Genomic DNA, 18,939 nt, shown 5'->3' with positions numbered 1-18,939 from the left:
CGGGCAGCCCGCGCGGCTGGCCAATGGACGCAATCGACGGATGCGTGCGGTGGCATTCGGCTGTGGTGGGCGTGGTCGGTGGGTGTGTGTGGTGGGGTTGGGCTGTGGTGGGCGTGGCCGGTGGATGCGCGTAGTGGGGTTCGGTCGTGATGGACGTGGTGGCCGGCTGCGCGGGGTGGCGTTCGGTCGTGGTGGGCGTGGTCGGAGGGTGCGTGGGGTGGGGTTGGGCTGTGGTGGGCGTGGCCGGTGGATGCGCGTAGTGGGGTTCGGTCGTGATGGACGTGGTGGCCGGCTGCGCGGGGTGGGGTTGGGTCGTGGTGGGCGTGGTCGGTGGGTGTGTGTGGTGGGGTTGGGCTGTGGTGGGCGTGGTCGGAGGGTGTGCGTGGTGAGGCTCGGCCGTGGTGGGCGGGGGTGGGGGTAGGGCTCGCTGGGGGAGCCCCTGGTCATCCACGTCCGCCGCCCTGGGTCGGGGACGGGGCGGTGGGGGCTTGGTGGGGTCGTGGGGTGTGGGGCTGTCCATCAAGCTGCTGGCTCATGGGGCCTCCCCGACATGTGTGTCTGTTTCCGGTGTACCTCAGGCTTGTGTGCTTTGCCTGGGTGTCCATGTCAGACGCATCGGGGTTGCGTGGTGGTTGTTTCAGATGGTCACGGCATTTGGGCAGATCTGGCCAGGCCGCAGTGGGATGATGTGGGCATCTGAGCGCGGGTTCAGATGGTCGCATCATTCAGATGCCGCGATCATATGATCTCGCCATCTGCGGCGGGGCCCAGGGAGGGGCAGGGGTGGGGGCTAGGCGGGGGTTTGGGTGGGGGAGTGGGGGGAGTGGCCTAGCCAGGCGAGGATCGCGTCGGTGTGGGCGCCGGGGGCGGGGACGGGCTGGGGGGTCCAGTCCCAGGCGTCGGCGTCGACCGGAGGGCGGAGCATGGGGACCTCGCCGCCGGGGACCGGGATGGTCGTCCAGCGGGCGCGGGCCTGGAGTTGGGGGTGCTCAGGCAGGTCGGCGACGTCGCGGGTGCGGGCAGCCGGGACATCGGCGGCGTCCAGCGCCTCCAGCAGGGCGTCCGCGGACACCGTGTCGAAGTACGGTTGGAGTTCGGCGTGCAGGGACTCCCGGTGCGCCACCCGGTCGGCGACCGTGCGGTACGTCGGGTGGTCGGCAAGGTCCGGACGGCCTACCACCGCGCACAACCGGCGCCACTGGCCGTCGTTCTGGACCGCCAGATGGACCGACCCGTCGCGGCACGGGAAAGGGCCGTACGGGGCGATGGTGGGATGGTGCGCGCCCGCCCGCACGGGGGACCGCCCCATGCCCAGCGCGTACAGGACCGGCTGGTGCATCCACTCCGCCAAGGCCTCCATCAGGGTCAGCCGCAGCGTGGCGCCCTCGCCGGTGCGGCCGCGTCTGAGCAGGGCAGCCAGGATCGCCGCGTGCAGTTGCACCCCGGCGGCGATGTCGGCCACCGAGATCCCCGCCCGCGCCGTCTCCGGGCCCGTGCCGGTCGCCGCGATGAGGCCCGTCTCCGACTGGATCAGGGCGTCGAACGCCTTGCGGTCGCGGTAGGGACCACCCTCCCCATACGACGACAGCTCCGCCACCACGAGCCCCGGGTGCCGCGCGCGCAACGTCTCCGCGTCCAGCCCCAGCCTGCGGGCCGCGCCCGGGGACAGGTTGCACGTCACCACGTCCGCGCGCGCCACCAGGTCGGCGATCACCGCCTTGCCCGCCGGGTCCTTGAGGTCCAGCGCCAGCGACTCCTTGCCCACGTTCGTCCACGCGAAGTAGCTCGACACCTCGCCGCACGCGGGGTCGTAGTGGCGGGCGAAGTCGCCGCCGTCGGGACGCTCCACTTTGATCACCCGCGCGCCGAGGTCGGCCAGCAGCCGGGTCGCGTACGGCACGGCGACGGCCTGTTCGAGGCTCACCACCAGCACCCCGTCCAGCGGCCTCACGCTACCCGCTCCGGTCGCGTGTAGACGTTCATCGACGAGCCGCGCAGGAAGCCGATGAGCGTGATCCCCTGCTCCTCGGCCAACTCCACCGCCAGCGACGACGGCGCCGACACCGCCGCCAGCACCGGGACGCCCGCCATCGCCGCCTTCTGGACCAGCTCGAACGACGCGCGCCCGGACACCATCAGCACCGTCCCCGCCAGCGGCACCAGGTCGCGCAGCAGCGCCCAGCCGAGCACCTTGTCGACGGCGTTGTGCCTGCCCACGTCCTCCCGCACGGCCAACGCCTCGCCGGTCGCGGTGAACAGGCCCGCGGCGTGCAGGCCGCCGGTCGCGGCGAACACCTTCTGGCCCGCCCGCAGCGCGTCCGGCAGGCCCGTCAGGACGGACACGGGCACGGCGGCCGGGTCGTCGGCGGGGGAGTGGCGGGTGCGCAGCCGCACCGCGTCGAGCGCGGCCTTCCCGCACACCCCGCAGGACGACGTCGTGTAGAAGTTGCGCTCGACCCCCGGGTCCGGCGGCGCGACGCCCGGAGCCAGGGCGATGTCCAGGACGTTGTAGGTGTTGCGACCCTCGTCGTCGACGCCGTCGCAGTAGCGGGCCAGCGCGACGTCGCCCCGGTCGGCCACGACGCCCTCGGTGAGCAGGAACCCGTGCGCGAGCTCGACGTCCTGCCCCGGCGTGCGCATCGTGACCGCCAGCGGCCTGCCGCCCACGCGCAGCTCCAGCGGCTCCTCGGCGGCCAGCGCGTCCGGCACGCGGGTGCGCCCGGACGCGTCCACGCGCAGCACCGGCCTGCGCACCGTCACCCGTCCCATGCCGTCCAGCCTACGGACCGCCGCCCCCGGCGGACCGGGGGCGGCGGCGGGGAGCGCTAGATCTGCTCCCAGAGGGCGGGCGTGTTGGGCGGCTCCCAGCCGGGCATCGACGTGTGCGGCTGGATGACCCGGTAGGACGCGCCGCCGTAGGTGACCTGCGCGCCGCTGCCGTAGTAGGTGTACGGCGCCCACGTGCCGCCCGGCGGGACGGTCGTGGTGGTGCTGGTCGGCGGGCTGGTCGGGCGGGTGGTGGTCGTGGTGGGCGGGTTGTTGCCCGTCGTCACCAGGCGCAGGTTGTAGACCTGCAGGATCTCGGTGAGGGGCTGGAAGTAGATCGTGCCGCCGGTCTGGCAGTTGCCGGAGCCGCCGGAGGTGACGCCCTGGGCCTGGTCGCCGGTCAGCCACGAGCCGCCGGAGTCGCCGGGCTCGGCGCAGGCGTTCGTGCGGGTCAGACCGTAGATGGTGCCCTCGGGGTAGGTGACGGAGGCGTTCTTCTGCTGGATGGTGCCGCAGCGCCAGCCGGTGGTGGAGCCGGAGCGGCAGACGGACGCGCCGACCGGGGCCTCCTGGGAACCGGCGACCGGGACGGTGCCGGGGTAGCGGTTGACCAGCGCGCGCGGGGTGTTGCCCGCGTCGACGCGCACCCAGGCGTAGTCGTTGCCCGGGAAGCTGGAGCCCTGCACCGACCCGTTCGGGCTGGTGGTGCGGGTGCCCGTCCGGCCGCAGTGGCCCGCGGTGACGAATCCGCCCTCGACGGAGAAGCCGACCGAGCAGCGGCCCTGGCCGAAGTAGTACGCGTTGCCGCCGATGACGTCGATCATCGGCTTCGGGTCCTCGGTGCTGGTCTCGAAGGCCAGGATCGAGCTGCCCAGGCCCGCCTTGGCCGCCCACGCCTTAGCCGCGGCCTCGCCGCCGGGGTTGGCGAGCACGACGACCCGGTTGGCCTTCACGTCGACGTACCAGCCGGGCACCTTGGCGGGCGCCTTCGCGGCGGCGACGTCGAGCTTGGTCTTCGCCGACTCCAAAGTGGACGCGCTGTGCCGGACGGTGGCGGGGACCGCGCCGTGCGCCCGGACCGCGTCGGCGAGCGCGGCGTCGGTGACCGCGACGGTGAGCGTGTGCCCGGTGCTGTCCAACCAGGATCCGGCGTAGGCCGAGCCCAGGCGCGACTTGAGGGTGATGTCGGTCTGTCCGGCGACCTTCTCCGCGGCCATCCGGTCCACGGCTTGCTCCTCGGTGATGCCCAGGTCGCGCGCCATGGCGGTCACCATCGCCGGGTCGGTCGTGTCCGCCGCGTTCGCGCTGGAGCCGAGGGCGATCGCGGTGACGAGCCCCGATGCCGTTACCGCCGTTGTCACGGCGGCGATCAATCTGCGGTTCATGTCCGCTCTCCTCGTTGCAGGGTGAGGTGGCAACGACGGTAAGCGGGCATTCGGCCGGATTGGTACATACCAATAGGGCATAGCAAGGCCGCAGCCCCCGACGCCTGCGTCTCGTCGGGGGCTGCGGGGCCCGGGCACCCCTGCGCGGTGTCCGGACCGGATGGGCGGCTAGACGCGCTGCCAGAGCGCCGGGACGTTCGGCGGCTCCCAGCCGGGCAGCGAGGTGTGGGCCTGCAGGGCCCGGTACGAAGCGCCGCCGTAGGTCACCTGCGACCCGATCGAGTAGCTGGTGTACGGCGCCCAGGTCCCGCCGGGCGGGTTGTTGTCGCCGCTGGTCGTCGTCGTGGTGGTCGTCGGCGGGTTGTTGTCACCCGAGGTCAGCAACCGCAGGTTGTAGACGGAAAGGATCTCCAGCAGCGGCTGGAAGTAGAACGTGCCGCCGGAGGTGCAGTTGCCCGAACCGCCGGAGGTGACGCCCTGGGCCTGGTCGCCCGCCAGCCACGAACCGCCGGAGTCGCCGGGCTGCGCGCACGCGCTGGTGCGGGTCAGGCCGGACACCGAGCCCTGCGGGTAGTTCACCGTGGCGTTCTTCTGCTGGATGGTGCCGCAGCGCCAGCCCGTGGTCGCACCGGAACGGCAGACCGCCGCGCCGACCGGGGCCTCCTGCGAACCGGCCACCGGGACGGTGCCGGGGTAGCGGTTGACCAGCGGACGCGGGGTGTTGCCCGCGTCGACGCGGACCCAGCCGTAGTCGTTGCCCGGGAAGCTGGAGCCCGCGACCACGCCGCTGGGGTTGGACGTGCGGGTGCCGGTGCCGCCGCAGTGGCCCGCGGTGACGAAGCCGCCCTGGACGGAGAAGCCGACCGAGCAGCGGCTGCCGCCGAAGCTGTAGCTGTTGCCGCCGATGACGTCGATGAACGGACGCGGGTTCTCGGCGCTGGTCCTGATCCGGGCCGCGCTGAGGCCCGCCTTGGCCGCCCACGCCTTGGCGGCGGCCTCGCCGCCCTTGTGGCTGAGCACGACGACCTCGTTGGTGGTGACGTCGACGTACCAGCCGGGAACGGTCTTCGGCGCGCTGGTCGCCTTGGCGTCCAGCTTGGCCTTGGCCGCGTCGAGCTGGGCGGCGCTGCGGGCGACGGTCTTGGGGACAGCGCCGAGGGCGCGCACCTTCTCGGCGTGCTTGCCGTCGGTGACCGCGACGGTCAGGGTCGAGCCGGTCGCGTCCATCCACGAGCCCGCGTAGCCCGAGCCCAGCAGGGTCTTGAGGGTGGCGTCGGTGGTGGCCGCCGCCTCCTCGGTGGCGAGCCTGCGCTTGGCCTGCTCCGGGCTGATCCTCAGGTCGCGGGACATGGCGGCCAGGATCGCGGACTGGGTGTCCTCGACCGTGGGGGCGGTCTGCCCCGCGGTCGCTGTCGGCGTCAGGGCGATGGCTGTGGCCAGCCCCGCCGCCGTGATGGCCGCCGTAGCGGCGGCGATGATCTTACGATTCATTATCCGCTCTCTCCTCGAGGGCGTGCAGGGTGGAATCGGCTCTGACGGTAGGAGGCGGATCCCCCATATTGGTACATACCAATCAGGTCATACCGCCGATCATGGCAAGGTGCTATGCATGGACAACACCCCCGCTCCCGGCGGCGTCGTTCCCCGCCGCCGCGTCCTGGTCACCGGCGCGTCCGGCGGCATCGGCGCGGCCATCGCGCACGCCTTCGCCGGGCTCGGCGACCGGGTCGCCGTGCACTACAACACCGCCCTCGACAAAGCACGAATGGTCTACGACGAACTGCCCGGTGACGGCCACGCGCTCGTCGGCGCGGACCTGGCCGACCCCGACGTCATCGTCGAGGAGACGGTCGCCGCCCTCGGCGGTGTCGACGTGCTGGTCAACAACGCCGCCTTCCAGGGCGGGCCGCACCCGCCGTCGGTGTCCTTTGCGGACTGGCAGAGCGCGTGGCGGGAGACCTTCGAGGTCAACGTCTTCGGCGCGGCGAACCTGACGCACCGGGTCGCGGCCAGGATGATCGAGCAGGGCGCGGGCGGGCGGATCGTCAACGTCGGCTCGCGCGGCGCGTTCCGCGGCGAGCCCGACCACCCGGCCTACGGCGCGAGCAAGGCGGCGCTGCACGCGATGGGCCAGTCGCTGGCGGTCGCGCTGGCCCCGCACCGGATCGCGGTGACGACGGTCGCGCCCGGTTTCGTGCGCACCGACCGGGTGGAGCACCGGCTGCGCGGCGAGGCCGGGCTGGCGATCGCCGCGCAGAGCCCGTTCGAGCGGGTCGCCCAGCCCAGCGAGGTCGCCGCCGCGGTGGTCTACCTGGCATCGCGCGAGGCTATGTGGGCATCGGGCGCGATCCTGGACCTCAACGGGGCGTCGTACCTGCGGACATAGCACTAGGGTCTGATTTGTGCGCTATGACGTGATCGTGGTCGGCGGCGGCCACAACGGCCTGGTGGCCGCCGCGTACCTCGCCAGGGCCGGGCGGTCGGTGCTGGTGCTCGAACGGCTCCCGCATCCCGGCGGGGCCGCGGTCAGCGCGAGCCCCTTCCCCGGGGTCCGGCTGTCGCGGTACTCCTACCTGGTCAGCCTGCTGCCCGACCGGATCGTCGCCGACCTCGGCCTGCGCCTGGACCTGCGGTCCCGCCCAGTGGCGTCCTACACCCCCTACGAGCGCGACGGCCGTTTCGGCGGGCTGTTGGTCGAGCGCGAGCCCGGTCCCGCCACCGAGGCGTCGTTCCACGAGCTGACCGGCTCCCACGCGGAGTACACCCGGTGGTGTGACTTCTACGCCGAGGTCGACGGGCTGGCGAAAGCGCTTGCCCCCACGCTGCTGGGCCCGCTGCCCTCCCGGGCGCGGCTGCGCGACCGGGTCGGCGACCGGACCTGGTCGCGGTTCTTCGAGCAGCCCCTCGGCGACATCGTCACCGAGGCCTTCACCGACGACCTCGTGCGCGGCGTGGTCGCCACCGACGGGCTCATCGGCACATTCACGTCATTGTTCGATGGCGGTCTGGCCGCCAACCGGTGTTTCCTGTACCACGTGATCGGAAACGGCACCGGCGAGTGGCGGGTCCCGGTCGGCGGCATGGGCGCGGTGACCGCCGAGCTGCTGCGCGCCGCGCGCGAGGCGGGCGCGGAGGTGCTGACCGACGCCGAAGTGGTGCGGGTGGACGCGGACGGCGTGCGCGCCGAGGTCGAGTACCGGCACGGGGACGCCGAGCACGTCGTCGGGGCCGGGCACGTGCTGGCCAACGTCGCGCCCGCGGTGCTCGACCGGCTGCGCGGCCGCGAGTCCGCCGCGCCGGTCGGCGCGCAGCTCAAGGTCAACGTCCTGCTCGACCGGCTGCCCCGGCTGCGCTCCGGCGCTGACCCCCGGGTGGCGTTCGCGGGCACGTTCCACCTGGACGAGTCGTTGGAGGAGCTGGAAAGCGCGTTCTGGACGGCGGCCGCGGGCGCGCTGCCCCGGCGGCCGCCGGGGGAGACGTACTGCCACACGCTGACCGATCCATCCATTGTGGACGGCGATCGGCACACGCTGACCCTGTTCGGCCTGCACCTGCCGACGGCGCTGTTCACCGAGGACAACCGCGGGGTGTGCGGGGAACTGGTCGACCGCTTCGCCGAGGGCTTCGACCGGCACCTGGCCGAGCCGCTGCTGGACTGCGTGGCCCGCGACGCCGACGGCGCGCCCTGCGTCGAGGCCCGCACGCCGCTGGACATCGAGGCCGACCTGGCCATGCCCGGCGGCAACATCTTCCACGGCGACCTCTCCTGGCCCTACGGCGAGGACTGGGGCGACGGCGCGGAATGGGGCGTGGAGACCGACACGGCGAACCTGCTCGTCTGCGGCAGCGGGGCGCGGCGCGGCGGCGGGGTGAGCGGCATCGGCGGCCACAACGCCGCGATGGCGGTGTTGGCCGGATGAGCGTCGCGGCCCGGATCGCCCTCGGCTACTTCGTGGTGGTGTGCGTGGTCGTGGCGGTCGTGGCCATCATCCACGCCACGCACAGCGGGCCCGACGCGTCGCTGGCGGCGGTGTGGGCGATCGCCGCGGCCCTGCCCGGGTCGCTGGTCGTGGGCGCGCTGCCGGACATCGGCGTGGTCGGGGAGTTCCTGCTGCTCGTCGTGGTCGCGCTGGTGCAGGCCGGGCTGCTGTACGCGGTGATCCGCGCGTTCGGCAGGAGATAGCGGCAGGCGCCGGGGCGCGGCGCCTGCCGTCCGGGTCACGCGGCGAGCGCGGCCTTGACGTCGGCCAGGCTCGGGTTGGTGAGCGCCTTGCCGTTGGGGAAGTGCAGCGTGGGAACGGTCTGGTTGCCGCCGTTCACGCTCATCACGAAGTCGGCCGCCGACGGGTCGCGCTCGATGTCGACCTCGACGTACTCGATGCCCTCGCGCTCCAGCAGCGTCTTGAGCCTGCGGCAGTAGCCGCACCAGGTGGTCGAGTACATGGTCAGCGTGGTGGGCGCGGTCATCGAGGGCTCCTCCAGTGGGGTCTTGGTATCGCTATCAACGCATACCAGGGCGCGAAGATGCCCGGGCGGCGTGCGCTGCCGGTCACAGCGCACGGGACGAGAGACCCGGCCGCTACGGGCGCGGCTCCAGGCGGACGACCAGGGACTTCGACGTCGGCGTGTTCGAGACCTCGGCGGTCGAGTCCAGCGGGACCAGGTTGTTGGCCTCGGGGAAGTACGTGGCGGCGCAGCCGCGGGCGGTCGGGTACGCCACCACCCGGAACCGCTCGGCCCGGCGCTCGCGGTCGGCGTACTCGCTGACCAGGTCGACCAGTGCGCCGTCGTCGATCGACAGGGCGGCGAGGTCGTCGGGGTTGACGAACACGACGCGCCTGCCGTCCTTGACGCCGCGGTAGCGGTCGTCCATGCCGTAGATCGTGGTGTTGTACTGGTCGTGGCTGCGGAGGGTCTGCAGCAGCAGCCTGCCGGGCGGCACCTCCAGCACGGTCAGCTCGTTCGCCGTGAACAGCGCCTTGCCGCTCTCGGTCCCGCGGAACTCGCGGGCGTCGCGGGGCGCGTGCGGCAGGACGAAGCCGTCGGGGGTCCGGACTCGGGTGTTGTAGTCCGCGCAGCCGGGCACGACGTTGGCGATGTGGTCGCGGACGCGGTCGTAGTCCTCGACGAACCGCGCCCACGGCACCGGGTGGTCGGGACCGAACAGGGCCTGCGCGAGCCCGCAGATGATGGCCACCTCCGAGCGCAGGTGGGGGCTCGCGGGGTCGAGCCTGCCGCGGGAGCGGTGGACCACCGACATCGAGTCCTCGACGGTGACGAACTGCTCGCCGCTGGCCTGCTTGTCGCGCTCCGTGCGGCCCAGGGTCGGCAGGATCAGCGCGGTGCGGCCGGGAACGACGTGCGAGCGGTTCAGCTTCGTCGACACCTGCACGGTCAGTTCGCACTGGCGCAGGGCCGCCTCGGTGACCTCGGTGTCGGGGGTGGCGGCGGCGAAGTTGCCGCCGACGGCCATGAACACCTTGGCCTTGCCGTCCCGCATCGCCCGGATGGCCTCGACGGTGTCGTAGCCGTGCTTGCGGGGCACGGGCACGCCGAACTCCGACTCCAGCGCGGACAGGAACGCCTCGGGCATCTTCTCCCAGATGCCCATGGTCCGGTCGCCCTGCACGTTGGAGTGCCCGCGCACCGGGCACAGGCCCGCGCCCGGCTTGCCGATCATGCCGCGGACCAGCACGACGTTGGCGATCTCACGGATGGTCGCCACGGCGTGCCGGTGCTGGGTCAGGCCCATCGCCCAGCACACGATCATGCGCTTGGAGTCGGCGACCGTGCGGGCGAACTTCTCGATCTCGCCGTGGGTGAGCCCGGTGGCGGCGAAGACCGCCTCCCAGTCGAGCGCGCGCACGTGCTCGGCGTAGCGGTCGAAGTCGACGGTGCTGCGCTCGACGAACGCCCGGTCGACGACCGTGCCGGGGCGCGCGTCCTCCCAGCGCAGCAGCAGGTTGCCGACGGCCTGGAACAGCGCCTGGTCGCCCGCGAGGCGGATCTGCAGGAACTGGTCGGCCAGCGGCGTGCCCCGGCCGACGACGCCGCGGACGTTCTGCGGGTTCTTGAACCGCAGCAGCCCGGCCTCCGGCAGCGGGTTCACCGCCACGATCTTCGCGCCGTTGCCCTTGGCCGCCTCCAGCGCGGAGAGCATGCGCGGGTGGTTGGTGCCCGGGTTCTGCCCGACGACCACGATCAGGTCGGCCTGTTCGAGGTCGGCCAGCGTCACCGAGCCCTTGCCGATGCCGGTGGTCTGGGCGAGCGCGGCCCCGGAGGACTCGTGGCACATGTTGCTGCAGTCGGGCAGGTTGTTCGTGCCGTAGGAGCGCACGAGCAGCTGGTAGAGGAACGCGGCCTCGTTGCTGGTGCGGCCGGAGGTGTAGAAGACGGCCTCGTCCGGAGTGGACAGAGCGCGCAGGTGCTCGGCGATGAGCGCGAACGCCGCGTCCCACCCGATCGGCTCGTAGTGCGTGCCCCTGAGCACCATCGGCTCGGTGAGCCTGCCCTGCTGCCCGAGCCAGTAGTCGGTGCGCTCGGCCAGCTCGGCGACGGAATGGCTGGCGAAGAACTCGCGCCCGACCCGGCGCAGCGTCGCCTCCTCGGCGACGGCCTTGGCGCCGTTCTCGCAGAACTCGACGGCCTTGCGGTGCTCGCCCCGCCCTTCCGGCCACGCGCACCCCGGGCAGTCGAACCCGTCCCGCTGGTTGATCACCCGCAGCGTCCGCGCCGTGCGCGCGACCCCCATCTGCGCCATGCTGTGCCTGAGCGTGGCCGCCACGCCGGGGATGCCCGCGGCGAAGGTCTTGGGCTCGCCGGTGGCCAGCTCGTCCTCGGTGACATCGGTGTGGGGAGCCTCGCGTGCCATTGCCCCATCCTGCGCCACCGCAGGCCCGGATGCGAGGAGGGACCCCATGTCGGACGCGCTGGAGGAGTGGGCGGCCGCGACCGCCGACGGCAGCGCGCTGGGACCGGCCGCCGAGGCGTATGAGCGAATGCAGCGCCTCTGGGCTGTCGAACTGGCGGCGCGCGCTGAGCTGGAGGAGCGTTGACGCAGGTCACGGCGCTGCGGTGGTTCCGGCGGTTGCGTGGGGTCGTGGGCGAGGTGCGGTCCGCGCCCGCGGGTGATCCCGCGCGCATCGTGGCCATGGCGCAGGCGTACCGGCGGGCCGACGAGCTCGGCGGGGCGGTGTTCCGGCGGGCGGCCGCGGGGCTGGAGGAGTACGCGGCCGTGCTCGCCGCCGCCCAGGCCGAGCACGCGGGGCTGCGGGCGGCGTTCCGCGCCGTTCCCCCGCTCCTCCGGGTCGGCGCGGTCGGTCGGCTGGTCAGGGGGTGCGTCCAGGCCCACACCGCCGCCTCCGGGGCGGCCGATCTGTTCGCGCGGCGGTGCGGGGACCTGGCGGGGCGGGCGCGGATCGCGGTGGGGGTCGAGGCCGGGCTGCCGGTGGCGGAGGCCGCCGAGCTGGCATCGGCGGCCGCCCGCGGGTACGACTCCGGCGTGCTCGGCCTGCGGCACTTGCGCTTGGCAGGGGAGCGCCTGGCCGGGTCCGCCGAGGCCAGGGCGCTGCTCGACCGCGCCGCGTCCGATCTCGAACGCGCGTGGCTGGTCAAGGCCATGGCCGCGGGCGATGCGGGCCTGGCGGAGTTCGCCGAGGCCATCCGGGGCCGTCCGGCGGACTGGCTGGCCGAGCGGCTGACCCTGGTCGACCGGCACGCGCCCGGGACGCAGTCGCGGCTGGGCGCCGCGGTCCGCCAGCACGAGCCGACGACGTGCGGGACGACCTGCCTGATCGTCGCCCGCGCCGAGTGGGACCCGCGCTACGCCCTGGCCCTCACCTCGGCCGAGTTCGCCACCGCGTTCCGGGCGGCCCGCGCCGCCGTCCACGCCGAGACGAACCGCTGGTACCCGCGGTTCGCGGGCACCTCACCGCACGGCATGGCCCGCTGGCTGACCCGCCACCTCGGCGTGCGCCACCGCTGGCGCGCCGTGGACGACACCGACGCCCGCGACGTGTCCCGCGCCCTGCGGGACGTGCTCGCCGCCGTCGACGCTGGCGACCCGGTGCCGGTGCTGGTGGGCGCGGTCGTGCCCCGGCACTACGTGCTGGTCGTCGGCCACCACGACGGCTCCGTCCTGGTGTTCGAGCCGTCGGCCGGGCGCACGGTCGTCGTCCCCGACCGGGCCTTCCTCGACGGCGACCTGCGCGGCGCGCTCGGCTTCCCGCACCTGCAGGCCGTGGTGCTGCCCGACGATCAGGCCGGGCAGCCGCTCTCGGCCGGGATGTCGGCCGACGGGTCGAAGTAGGAGCCGCGGTCCTGGCGCGCGCCGGGCAGCCGGGTGACCGACGTGTCGCGGAAGGCGGGGGCGAGGAAGCCCTTCTTGTACCAGTCGCAGGCGATCGAGTAGCCGAACCCGCCGACGTGGCCGTACCAGAGGCCCTTGCTGCCCTCGCTCCACCGCGGGCCCTTGCGCATGATGTAGTCCACCTCGGCCCGCACCAGGACGATCGCGTCCATCGGGTCGGCCGTCGGCTCGTCGGACTCGAAGGCGTAGGCGAACAGGTAGTTCGTGTGGATCACCAGCTCGCCGGTGCCGCCCGCGGAGACGGTCATGGCGCCGGTGACCTTGGGGGCGACGGCGAGCAGCGGGGTGTCCGGGGCGATCAGGCTGACCAGCGCCTGCGCCTGCGGCTCCTGCCCGGTGCCGAACAGCGGGGCGAGCTGCTTGCGGGCGTCCTCGGCCAGCAGGGTGAGGTAGCCGCTGGGGTCGTGGCCGACGAGCATGGCGCGGTCGATGCGGCTGGCGATGATGGCGCGGCGGACCAGGGCGGTCGCCTCGGCCACCTCCTCGGCGGAGAACTCGCCCACCTGCATCGCATCGGGCACGGTGACCCCGTCGGCCCCGTCGGTCCACGCCGCCGCCGGGGTCCCGGCGAACGGGGCCGTCGGGTCGAGGGTCTGCGCGACGGCGCCGCTGGGCCCGGTGGACGGGCGCTCGGCCCCGGGCCGCTCGCTGTCGAACATGCCGACGCCGACCAGCAGCATGAGCACCGCCACGATGGCCACGAGCACGGTCGCGGTGACCAGCCACCGCTCGGCCCTGCGGCGGCGGGTGGCGCGCACCATCGCGCGGACGTCGGCCCGTGCGGCCTCCCGCACGCGGCTGCGCCACTCGGCGTCCTGCAGCGCGGCGTGGTCGCCGTAGTCCCGATGGTCCACGAGCCCCCCAAGGGCGCCGGGCGGTCTTCACCGCCCGCTCGATGTCGTTCCTGCTCTGGTGTCCACGACATCGATGCTGCCGACCTCGGTGTTAACAGATCATCCGGGGGACACCGCCGATCGTGCGACGAGCGGCAGGCTTGCCCGGACCAACGGTCACCCGGGCCCGCTTGTCGAGATCGGCGACGACCGCGCGGCCCTATCCCGCTGGGCCGTTCGGCCTCAGTCGACGGTGGGGCCGCCGCGTCCCCCGTCCGGCGGTAGCGCCACGTCCACCAGGGTGGCAGGCCCTTCCCGCAGCGTGACCTCGGCGGATCCGGCCGCGGCGCGCAGGTCGGCGACCGCGGGCGAGAGCGCGGCGATGAAGTCGGCCGGACCGGTCACGGCGAGCCGGGCCACGGGCGCGCGCATCGACACCTTCGCCCGCGTCTTCGCCCCGCGCACCTCCGCGAGCACCGCGCCCGCGGCCGCCAGCGCCCCGGAGTCGCGCCGCCCGCCGGGGGTCGGCCAGGCCGCGGTGTGCACGGAGCCGGACCGCCACCACGACCACGTCTCCTCCGCGGCGAACGGCAGGAACGGCGCGAACAGCCGTTGCAGCACGTCCAGCGCGGACCGCAGCGCCGCCCGCGCCGACTCCGCCCCCGGCAGGTCCCCGTACGCGCGGTCCTTCACCAGCTCCAGGTAGTCGTCGCACCAGGTCCAGAAGAACCGCTCGACGCGCTCCAGCGCGTCGGTGTGGCGGTAGTCGGCCAGGGCGGCGGTCGCCTCGGCCACCACCTCATCGAGCGCGCCGAGCATCGCCGTGTCCAGCGGCTCGGTGACCGGCCCGTCCGCGGCGGGGAAGCCGAGCACGAACCGGCTGGCGTTGAGCAGCTTCGTGGCGAGCCTGCGGCCCACGCGCATCCGCCCCTCGTCCACGGCGGTGTCCGTGCCCGGGCGCCCGCCCGCCGCCCAGTAGCGCACGGCGTCGGCCCCGTAGCGGTCCAGCAGCTCGTCGGGGCCGAGCCCGTTGCCGGAGCTCTTGCCCATCTTCTGCCGCTGCGGGTCGAGCACCCAGCCGGAGATGGCCGCCGTGCGCCAGGGCAGCGCGCCGGTCTCCAGCTCGGCCCGCAGGATCGTGCTGAACAGCCAGGTGCGGATGATCTCGTGCGCCTGGGGGCGCAGGTCCATGGGATAGGTCTTGGCGAACAGGTCCGTGCCGTACCCGCACACCAGCAGCGGCGAGAGCGACGAGGTCGCCCAGGTGTCCATCACGTCCGGGTCCGCGGTGAACCCGCCGGGCACGTCGCGCTGGTCGTCGCGGTAGCCGGGCGGCGTCTCGCTCGCCGGGTCGCACGGGAGCGCCTCGGGGGTCAGCGGGTGCTCGTAGTCGGGCTCGCCCGCGTCGTCGAGCGGGTACCACAGCGGGAACGGCACGCCGAAGAAGCGCTGCCTGCTGATCAGCCAGTCGCCCGCCAGGCCCGACACCCAGTTCTCGTAGCGGACCCGCATGGACTCCGGCTGCCAGCGCAGCTCCCGGCCGCGGGCCAGCAGCGTCTCCCGGTGCTCGGTCGACCGGATGAACCACTGCCTGCTGGACACGATCTCCAGCGGGCGGTCGCCCTTCTCGTAGTGCTTCACCGGGCGCGTCACCGGCCGGGGCTCCAGGCCCAGCAGCTCCACGACCCGCTCACGCGCCTTGCCCACGGTCAGCCCGGCCAGCTCGGCGTACGGCCCCGGCGCCACGCCGGGCGGGGGATCGGGGCGCAGCCGCCCGTCGCGGCCGACCACGGTGTGCGCGGGCAGGCCGAGTTCACGCCACCAGGTGACGTCGGTCAGGTCGCCGAAGGTGCAGCACATCACCAGGCCGCTGCCGCGCCCGGGATCGGCGGCCGGGTGGGCGAGCACGGGCACCTCCGCGCCGAACAGCGGGGTGCGGGCGGTGGTCCCGATCAGCGCCCGGTGCCGGTCGTCGTCGGGATGGGCGATCAGGGCCACGCAGGCGGGCAGCAGCTCGGGGCGGGTCGTCTCCACCGCGGCCGGGCCGTCGGCGGTGTCGAAGTGGAGGGTGTGCCACGCGCCGGGCGTGTCCCGGTCGACCAGCTCGGCCTGCGCCACGGCGGTGCCGAAGGTGGTGTCCCACAGCGTCGGGGCCTCGGCCTGGTAGGCATGACCGGCCTTGAGCAGCCGCAGGAACGACGCCTGCGACAGCTCGCGGGCCTTCGCGCCGATCGTGGTGTACGTGCGGGACCAGTCCACCGACAGGCCGAGCCGCCGCCACAGCGCCTCGTAGGCCTTCTCGTCCTCCCCGGTCAGGCGCTCGCACAGCTCCACGAAGTTGCGCCGGGACACCGGGCGGGTCCGCTTCCCCTTCACCGGCTCCAGGCCCGGCTCGTACGGCAGCGACGGGTCGCACCGCACGCCGTAGTGCAGCTGCACGCGCCGCTCGGTCGGCAGGCCGTTGTCGTCCCATCCCATCGGGTAGAACACGTCCATGCCGCGCATCCGCTGGAAGCGGGCGACCACATCGGTGTGCGTGTAGGAGAACACGTGCCCCACGTGCAGCCTGCCGCTCACCGTCGGCGGCGGGGTGTCGATGGAGAAGACCGACTCGCGGGGTCCGTCGCCGCGGAAGCGGTAGACGCCGGACTCGGCCCAGCGTCGCGCCCAGATCCGGTCGAGTCCGTCGAGGGAAGGTCGCTCCATGCACAGACGGTAGTCGTCCGGCCGTGCCCGCCTCCACCGGTTTTCCTGGGCCTTCGTAGACTCATCGACCGTGACCGAGACCCCCGCTCAGCAGACCACCGACCTTCCGCAGGCCTGGGAGCCCGCCGCGGTAGAGGCGGAGCTGTACCAGGGCTGGGTAGACGCCGGGTACTTCACCGCCGACCCGGACAGCGACAAGCCGCCCTTCTGCATCGTGCTGCCGCCGCCGAACGTCACCGGCAGCCTGCACATGGGACACGCCCTCAACCACACGGTGATGGACGCGCTCACCCGGCGTCGCCGGATGCAGGGGCACGAGGCGCTGTGGCTGCCCGGGATGGACCACGCGGGCATCGCCACGCAGAACGTCGTGGAGCGCCAGCTCGCCTCCGAGGGGCTGTCCCGGCACGACCTCGGCCGGGAGAAGTTCATCGCCCGGGTCTGGGAGTGGAAGGCCGAGTACGGCGGCAGGATCCTCGACCAGATGCGGCGCCTCGGCGACGGCATCGACTGGACGCGCGAGCGGTTCACGATGGACGACGGCCTCTCCCGGGCCGTCCAGACGATCTTCAAGAAGCTCTACGACGACGGCCTGATCTACCGGGCCGAGCGGATCATCAACTGGTGCCCGCGCTGCCGCACCGCGCTGTCGGACATCGAGGTCGAGCACTCCGACGACGACGGCGAGCTGGTGTCCATCCGGTACGGATCGGGCGCGGACTCCATCGTCGTGGCCACCACCCGCGCGGAGACGATGCTGGGCGACACCGCGGTCGCCGTGCACCCCGACGACGAGCGCTACCGGCACCTGATCGGCACCGAGGTCGAGCTGCCGCTGACCGGCCGCCGCATCCCGATCGTCGCCGACGCCCACGTCGACCCCGAGTTCGGCACCGGCGCGGTCAAGGTCACCCCGGCGCACGACCCCAACGACTTCGAGATCGGCCGCAGGCACGACCTGCCCGCGATCACGGTCATGGACGAGACCGGCGTGATCACCGCGCACGGCCCGTTCGAGGGCCTGGACCGCTTCGAGGCCCGGCCCGCCGTCGTCGCCGCGCTGCGCGCCGAGGGCCGGATCGTGGCGGAGAAGCGGCCGTACGTGCACGCCGTGGGCCACTGCTCGCGCTGCGACACCGTCGTCGAGCCCCGGCTGTCGCTGCAGTGGTGGGTCAAGGTCGAGCCGCTGGCCCGCGCCGCTGGCGACGCCGTGCGCGACGGCCGCACCAAGGTCCACCCGCCGGAGCTGGCCAAGCGCTACTTCGACTGGGTCGACAACATGCACGACTGGACCATCAGCCGCCAGCTGTGGTGGGGCCACCGCATCCCGGTCTGGTACGGCCCGGACGGCGAGACGGTCTGCGTCGGCCCGGACGAGCAGCCGCCCGCGGGCTGGACGCAGGACCCGGACGTCCTCGACACCTGGTTCTCCTCGGCGCTGTGGCCGTTCTCCACCCTGGGCTGGCCGGAGAAGACCGCCGACCTCGGCCGGTTCTACCCGACCTCGGTGCTGTCCACCGGCTACGACATCCTGTTCTTCTGGGTCGCCCGGATGATGATGTTCGGGCTGTACGCGATGGACGGCGTCCAACCGTTCGACCACGTGTACCTGCACGGCCTCATCCGGGACGCGCAGGGCAAGAAGATGTCGAAGTCGCGCGGCAACGTCATCGACCCGCTGGACTGGCTGGACCGCTACGGCGCCGACGCCTGCCGCTTCACCCTGGCCCGCGGCGCCAACCCCGGCAGCGACATGGCCCTGGCCGAGGAGTGGGCGGCGGGTTCCCGCAACTTCAACACCAAGCTGTGGAACGCCACCCGCTTCGCGTTGATGAACGGCGCCACCACGGCGACGCCCGTGCCCGACCGCGCCGAGCTGACCGACGCCGACCGCTGGATCCTCGACGGCCTCGACGCCCTCGTGTCCGAAGTGGATGAGCTGTTCGACGGCTTCCAGTTCGCCAAGCTCTGCGACGCGCTGTACCACTACACGTGGGACGAGTTCTGCGACTGGTACCTGGAGCTGGCCAAGGTCCAGATCGCCGCGGGCGGCGCGCGCGCCGACGCCACCCGGGCCGTGCTGGGCCACGTGCTGGATGTGCTGCTGCGCCTGCTGCACCCGGTGATCCCGTTCATCACCGAGGTCCTGTGGAAGGCGGTGACGGGCGGGGAGTCGGTCGTGATCGCCACCTGGCCGTCGGCGTCGGGGTCGTCGGCGGACTCGTCGGCGCGGACGCGGATCGAGGGCGTGCAGAAGCTGGTGACCGAGATCCGCCGGTTCCGCGCGGACCAGGGCGTCAAGCCCGGCCAGCGGGTGACCGCCCGACTGTCCGGAGTGGACGACGCGGACCTGTCCGACCACGCCGCGGCGATCGCGGCCCTGGCCCGCCTGCAGTCGCCCGCCGCGGAGTTCGCCGCGAGCGCGTCCCTGGAGGTCGCCCTGCCCGGCGGGACGGTCGTGGTCGAACTGGACCTCTCCGGCACCGTGGACGTCGGCGCGGAGCGCAAGCGCCTCACGAAGGACCTGACGGCCGCCGAGAAGGAACTCGCCCAGTGCGAGGCCAAGCTCGGCAACCCCAAGTTCACCGACAAGGCCCCGGACGACGTCGTCGCCAAGGTCCGCACCCGCCGCGACACGGCAGCAGCCGACATCGAGCGCATCAAGGCCCGGTTGGCGGCGCTGCCCGCGGGTTAGCCCCTCGATCCGGACCGGCGTTGGGTCAGCCGGTCCGGATCGAAGCCAGGCCGGACTGATCCGGACAAGCCACCGCGCCACCGCTCGGTGCCCGGCGGGACGGTGCCCGATTCCTCGAGTCGGATGGGGACCGCCCGCCTTCGGTGGAGTGGCACAGGTTCAGGTGAGAACCCCGCCGCGGTCACG

14 protein-coding genes are annotated in these 18,939 nt (G+C 73.2%); 6 read left to right on the top strand and 8 right to left on the bottom strand.

Going from position 1 to position 18,939, the window contains the following annotated elements; translation table 11 throughout:
- Nucleotides 1–790 precede the first annotated feature (790 nt).
- The 4 genes from IEY98_RS20315 to IEY98_RS20300 all read right to left on the bottom strand — a co-directional run bounded on the left by IEY98_RS20315 (nucleotide 791) and on the right by IEY98_RS20300 (nucleotide 5,642).
- The gene (locus IEY98_RS20315) at nucleotides 791–1,951 is read right to left on the bottom strand and encodes a CaiB/BaiF CoA transferase family protein (RefSeq protein ID WP_189212154.1); all 1,161 of its coding nucleotides are present in this window, start codon (nucleotides 1,949–1,951) and stop codon (nucleotides 791–793) included.
- Nucleotides 1,948–2,769, bottom strand: coding sequence for a formate dehydrogenase accessory sulfurtransferase FdhD (fdhD, locus tag IEY98_RS20310; protein ID WP_189212153.1), 822 nt, complete (start codon nucleotides 2,767–2,769; stop codon nucleotides 1,948–1,950). The genes IEY98_RS20315 and fdhD overlap by 4 nt, the downstream gene beginning before the upstream one ends.
- A gap of 56 nt (nucleotides 2,770–2,825) precedes the next feature.
- The gene (locus IEY98_RS20305) at nucleotides 2,826–4,151 is read right to left on the bottom strand and encodes an alpha-lytic protease prodomain-containing protein (RefSeq protein WP_189212152.1); all 1,326 of its coding nucleotides are present in this window, start codon (nucleotides 4,149–4,151) and stop codon (nucleotides 2,826–2,828) included.
- Nucleotides 4,152–4,319: 168 nt separating this feature from the next.
- Nucleotides 4,320–5,642, bottom strand: coding sequence for an alpha-lytic protease prodomain-containing protein (locus IEY98_RS20300; protein WP_189212151.1), 1,323 nt, complete (start codon nucleotides 5,640–5,642; stop codon nucleotides 4,320–4,322).
- Between the two features lie 118 nt (nucleotides 5,643–5,760).
- On the opposite strand from IEY98_RS20300, the gene IEY98_RS20295 reads away from it, so the two are divergent.
- The 3 genes from IEY98_RS20295 to IEY98_RS20285 are packed head-to-tail and all read left to right on the top strand — an operon-like array spanning nucleotide 5,761 to nucleotide 8,334.
- The gene (locus tag IEY98_RS20295) at nucleotides 5,761–6,537 is read left to right on the top strand and encodes an SDR family NAD(P)-dependent oxidoreductase (protein WP_189212150.1); all 777 of its coding nucleotides are present in this window, start codon (nucleotides 5,761–5,763) and stop codon (nucleotides 6,535–6,537) included.
- 16 nt (nucleotides 6,538–6,553) lie between these two features.
- A complete protein-coding gene (locus IEY98_RS20290) occupies nucleotides 6,554–8,071 on the top strand; it encodes a phytoene desaturase family protein (protein ID WP_189212149.1) in 1,518 nt (505 codons plus the stop codon).
- Nucleotides 8,068–8,334 carry an SCO4225 family membrane protein gene (locus IEY98_RS20285; protein ID WP_189212148.1) on the top strand — a complete coding sequence of 89 codons (267 nt, stop codon included), beginning with the start codon at nucleotides 8,068–8,070 and terminating at the stop codon, nucleotides 8,332–8,334. The genes IEY98_RS20290 and IEY98_RS20285 overlap by 4 nt, the downstream gene beginning before the upstream one ends.
- A gap of 35 nt (nucleotides 8,335–8,369) precedes the next feature.
- Here IEY98_RS20285 and IEY98_RS20280 read toward each other — a convergent pair whose 3' ends face one another.
- Nucleotides 8,370–8,618: a mycoredoxin gene (locus tag IEY98_RS20280; RefSeq protein ID WP_189212147.1), complete on the bottom strand. Its 249-nt coding sequence runs from the start codon at nucleotides 8,616–8,618 to the stop codon at nucleotides 8,370–8,372.
- A gap of 112 nt (nucleotides 8,619–8,730) precedes the next feature.
- Complete coding sequence (locus tag IEY98_RS20275; protein WP_189212146.1) at nucleotides 8,731–11,022, bottom strand: FdhF/YdeP family oxidoreductase; 2,292 nt, start codon at nucleotides 11,020–11,022, stop codon at nucleotides 8,731–8,733.
- A 46-nt stretch (nucleotides 11,023–11,068) separates the two neighbouring features.
- Between IEY98_RS20275 and IEY98_RS20270 the strand changes: the two genes are divergently transcribed.
- Both IEY98_RS20270 and IEY98_RS20265 read left to right on the top strand, forming a co-directional pair.
- Entirely contained in the window at nucleotides 11,069–11,206 is a 138-nt protein-coding gene (locus IEY98_RS20270; protein WP_189212145.1) for a hypothetical protein, read from the top strand.
- On the top strand, nucleotides 11,203–12,459 hold the full coding sequence (locus IEY98_RS20265; RefSeq protein ID WP_189212144.1) for a cysteine peptidase family C39 domain-containing protein: 1,257 nt from the start codon (nucleotides 11,203–11,205) through the stop codon (nucleotides 12,457–12,459). The genes IEY98_RS20270 and IEY98_RS20265 overlap by 4 nt, the downstream gene beginning before the upstream one ends.
- On the opposite strand, the gene IEY98_RS20260 is transcribed toward IEY98_RS20265, so the two are convergent.
- Together IEY98_RS20260 and valS are read right to left on the bottom strand one after the other, a co-directional pair.
- Complete coding sequence (locus IEY98_RS20260; protein ID WP_189212143.1) at nucleotides 12,408–13,373, bottom strand: hypothetical protein; 966 nt, start codon at nucleotides 13,371–13,373, stop codon at nucleotides 12,408–12,410. The genes IEY98_RS20265 and IEY98_RS20260 overlap by 52 nt on opposite strands.
- A 222-nt stretch (nucleotides 13,374–13,595) precedes the next feature.
- A complete protein-coding gene (gene valS, locus IEY98_RS20255; protein ID WP_189212142.1) occupies nucleotides 13,596–16,058 on the bottom strand; it encodes a valine--tRNA ligase in 2,463 nt (820 codons plus the stop codon).
- Between the two features lie 70 nt (nucleotides 16,059–16,128).
- Between valS and IEY98_RS20250 the strand changes: the two genes are divergently transcribed.
- Nucleotides 16,129–18,753 (top strand): valine--tRNA ligase, encoded by a 2,625-nt coding sequence (locus tag IEY98_RS20250; RefSeq protein ID WP_189212141.1) that lies wholly within the window; start codon nucleotides 16,129–16,131, stop codon nucleotides 18,751–18,753.
- The last annotated feature ends 186 nt before the right edge of the window (nucleotides 18,754–18,939 follow it).

Source organism: Actinokineospora fastidiosa (assembly GCF_014648415.1).
Classification (GTDB): domain Bacteria; phylum Actinomycetota; class Actinomycetes; order Mycobacteriales; family Pseudonocardiaceae; genus Actinokineospora; species Actinokineospora fastidiosa.
Note: the sequence above shows the minus strand (reverse complement) of the source record. Positions and strands in the feature narration are given on the sequence as shown.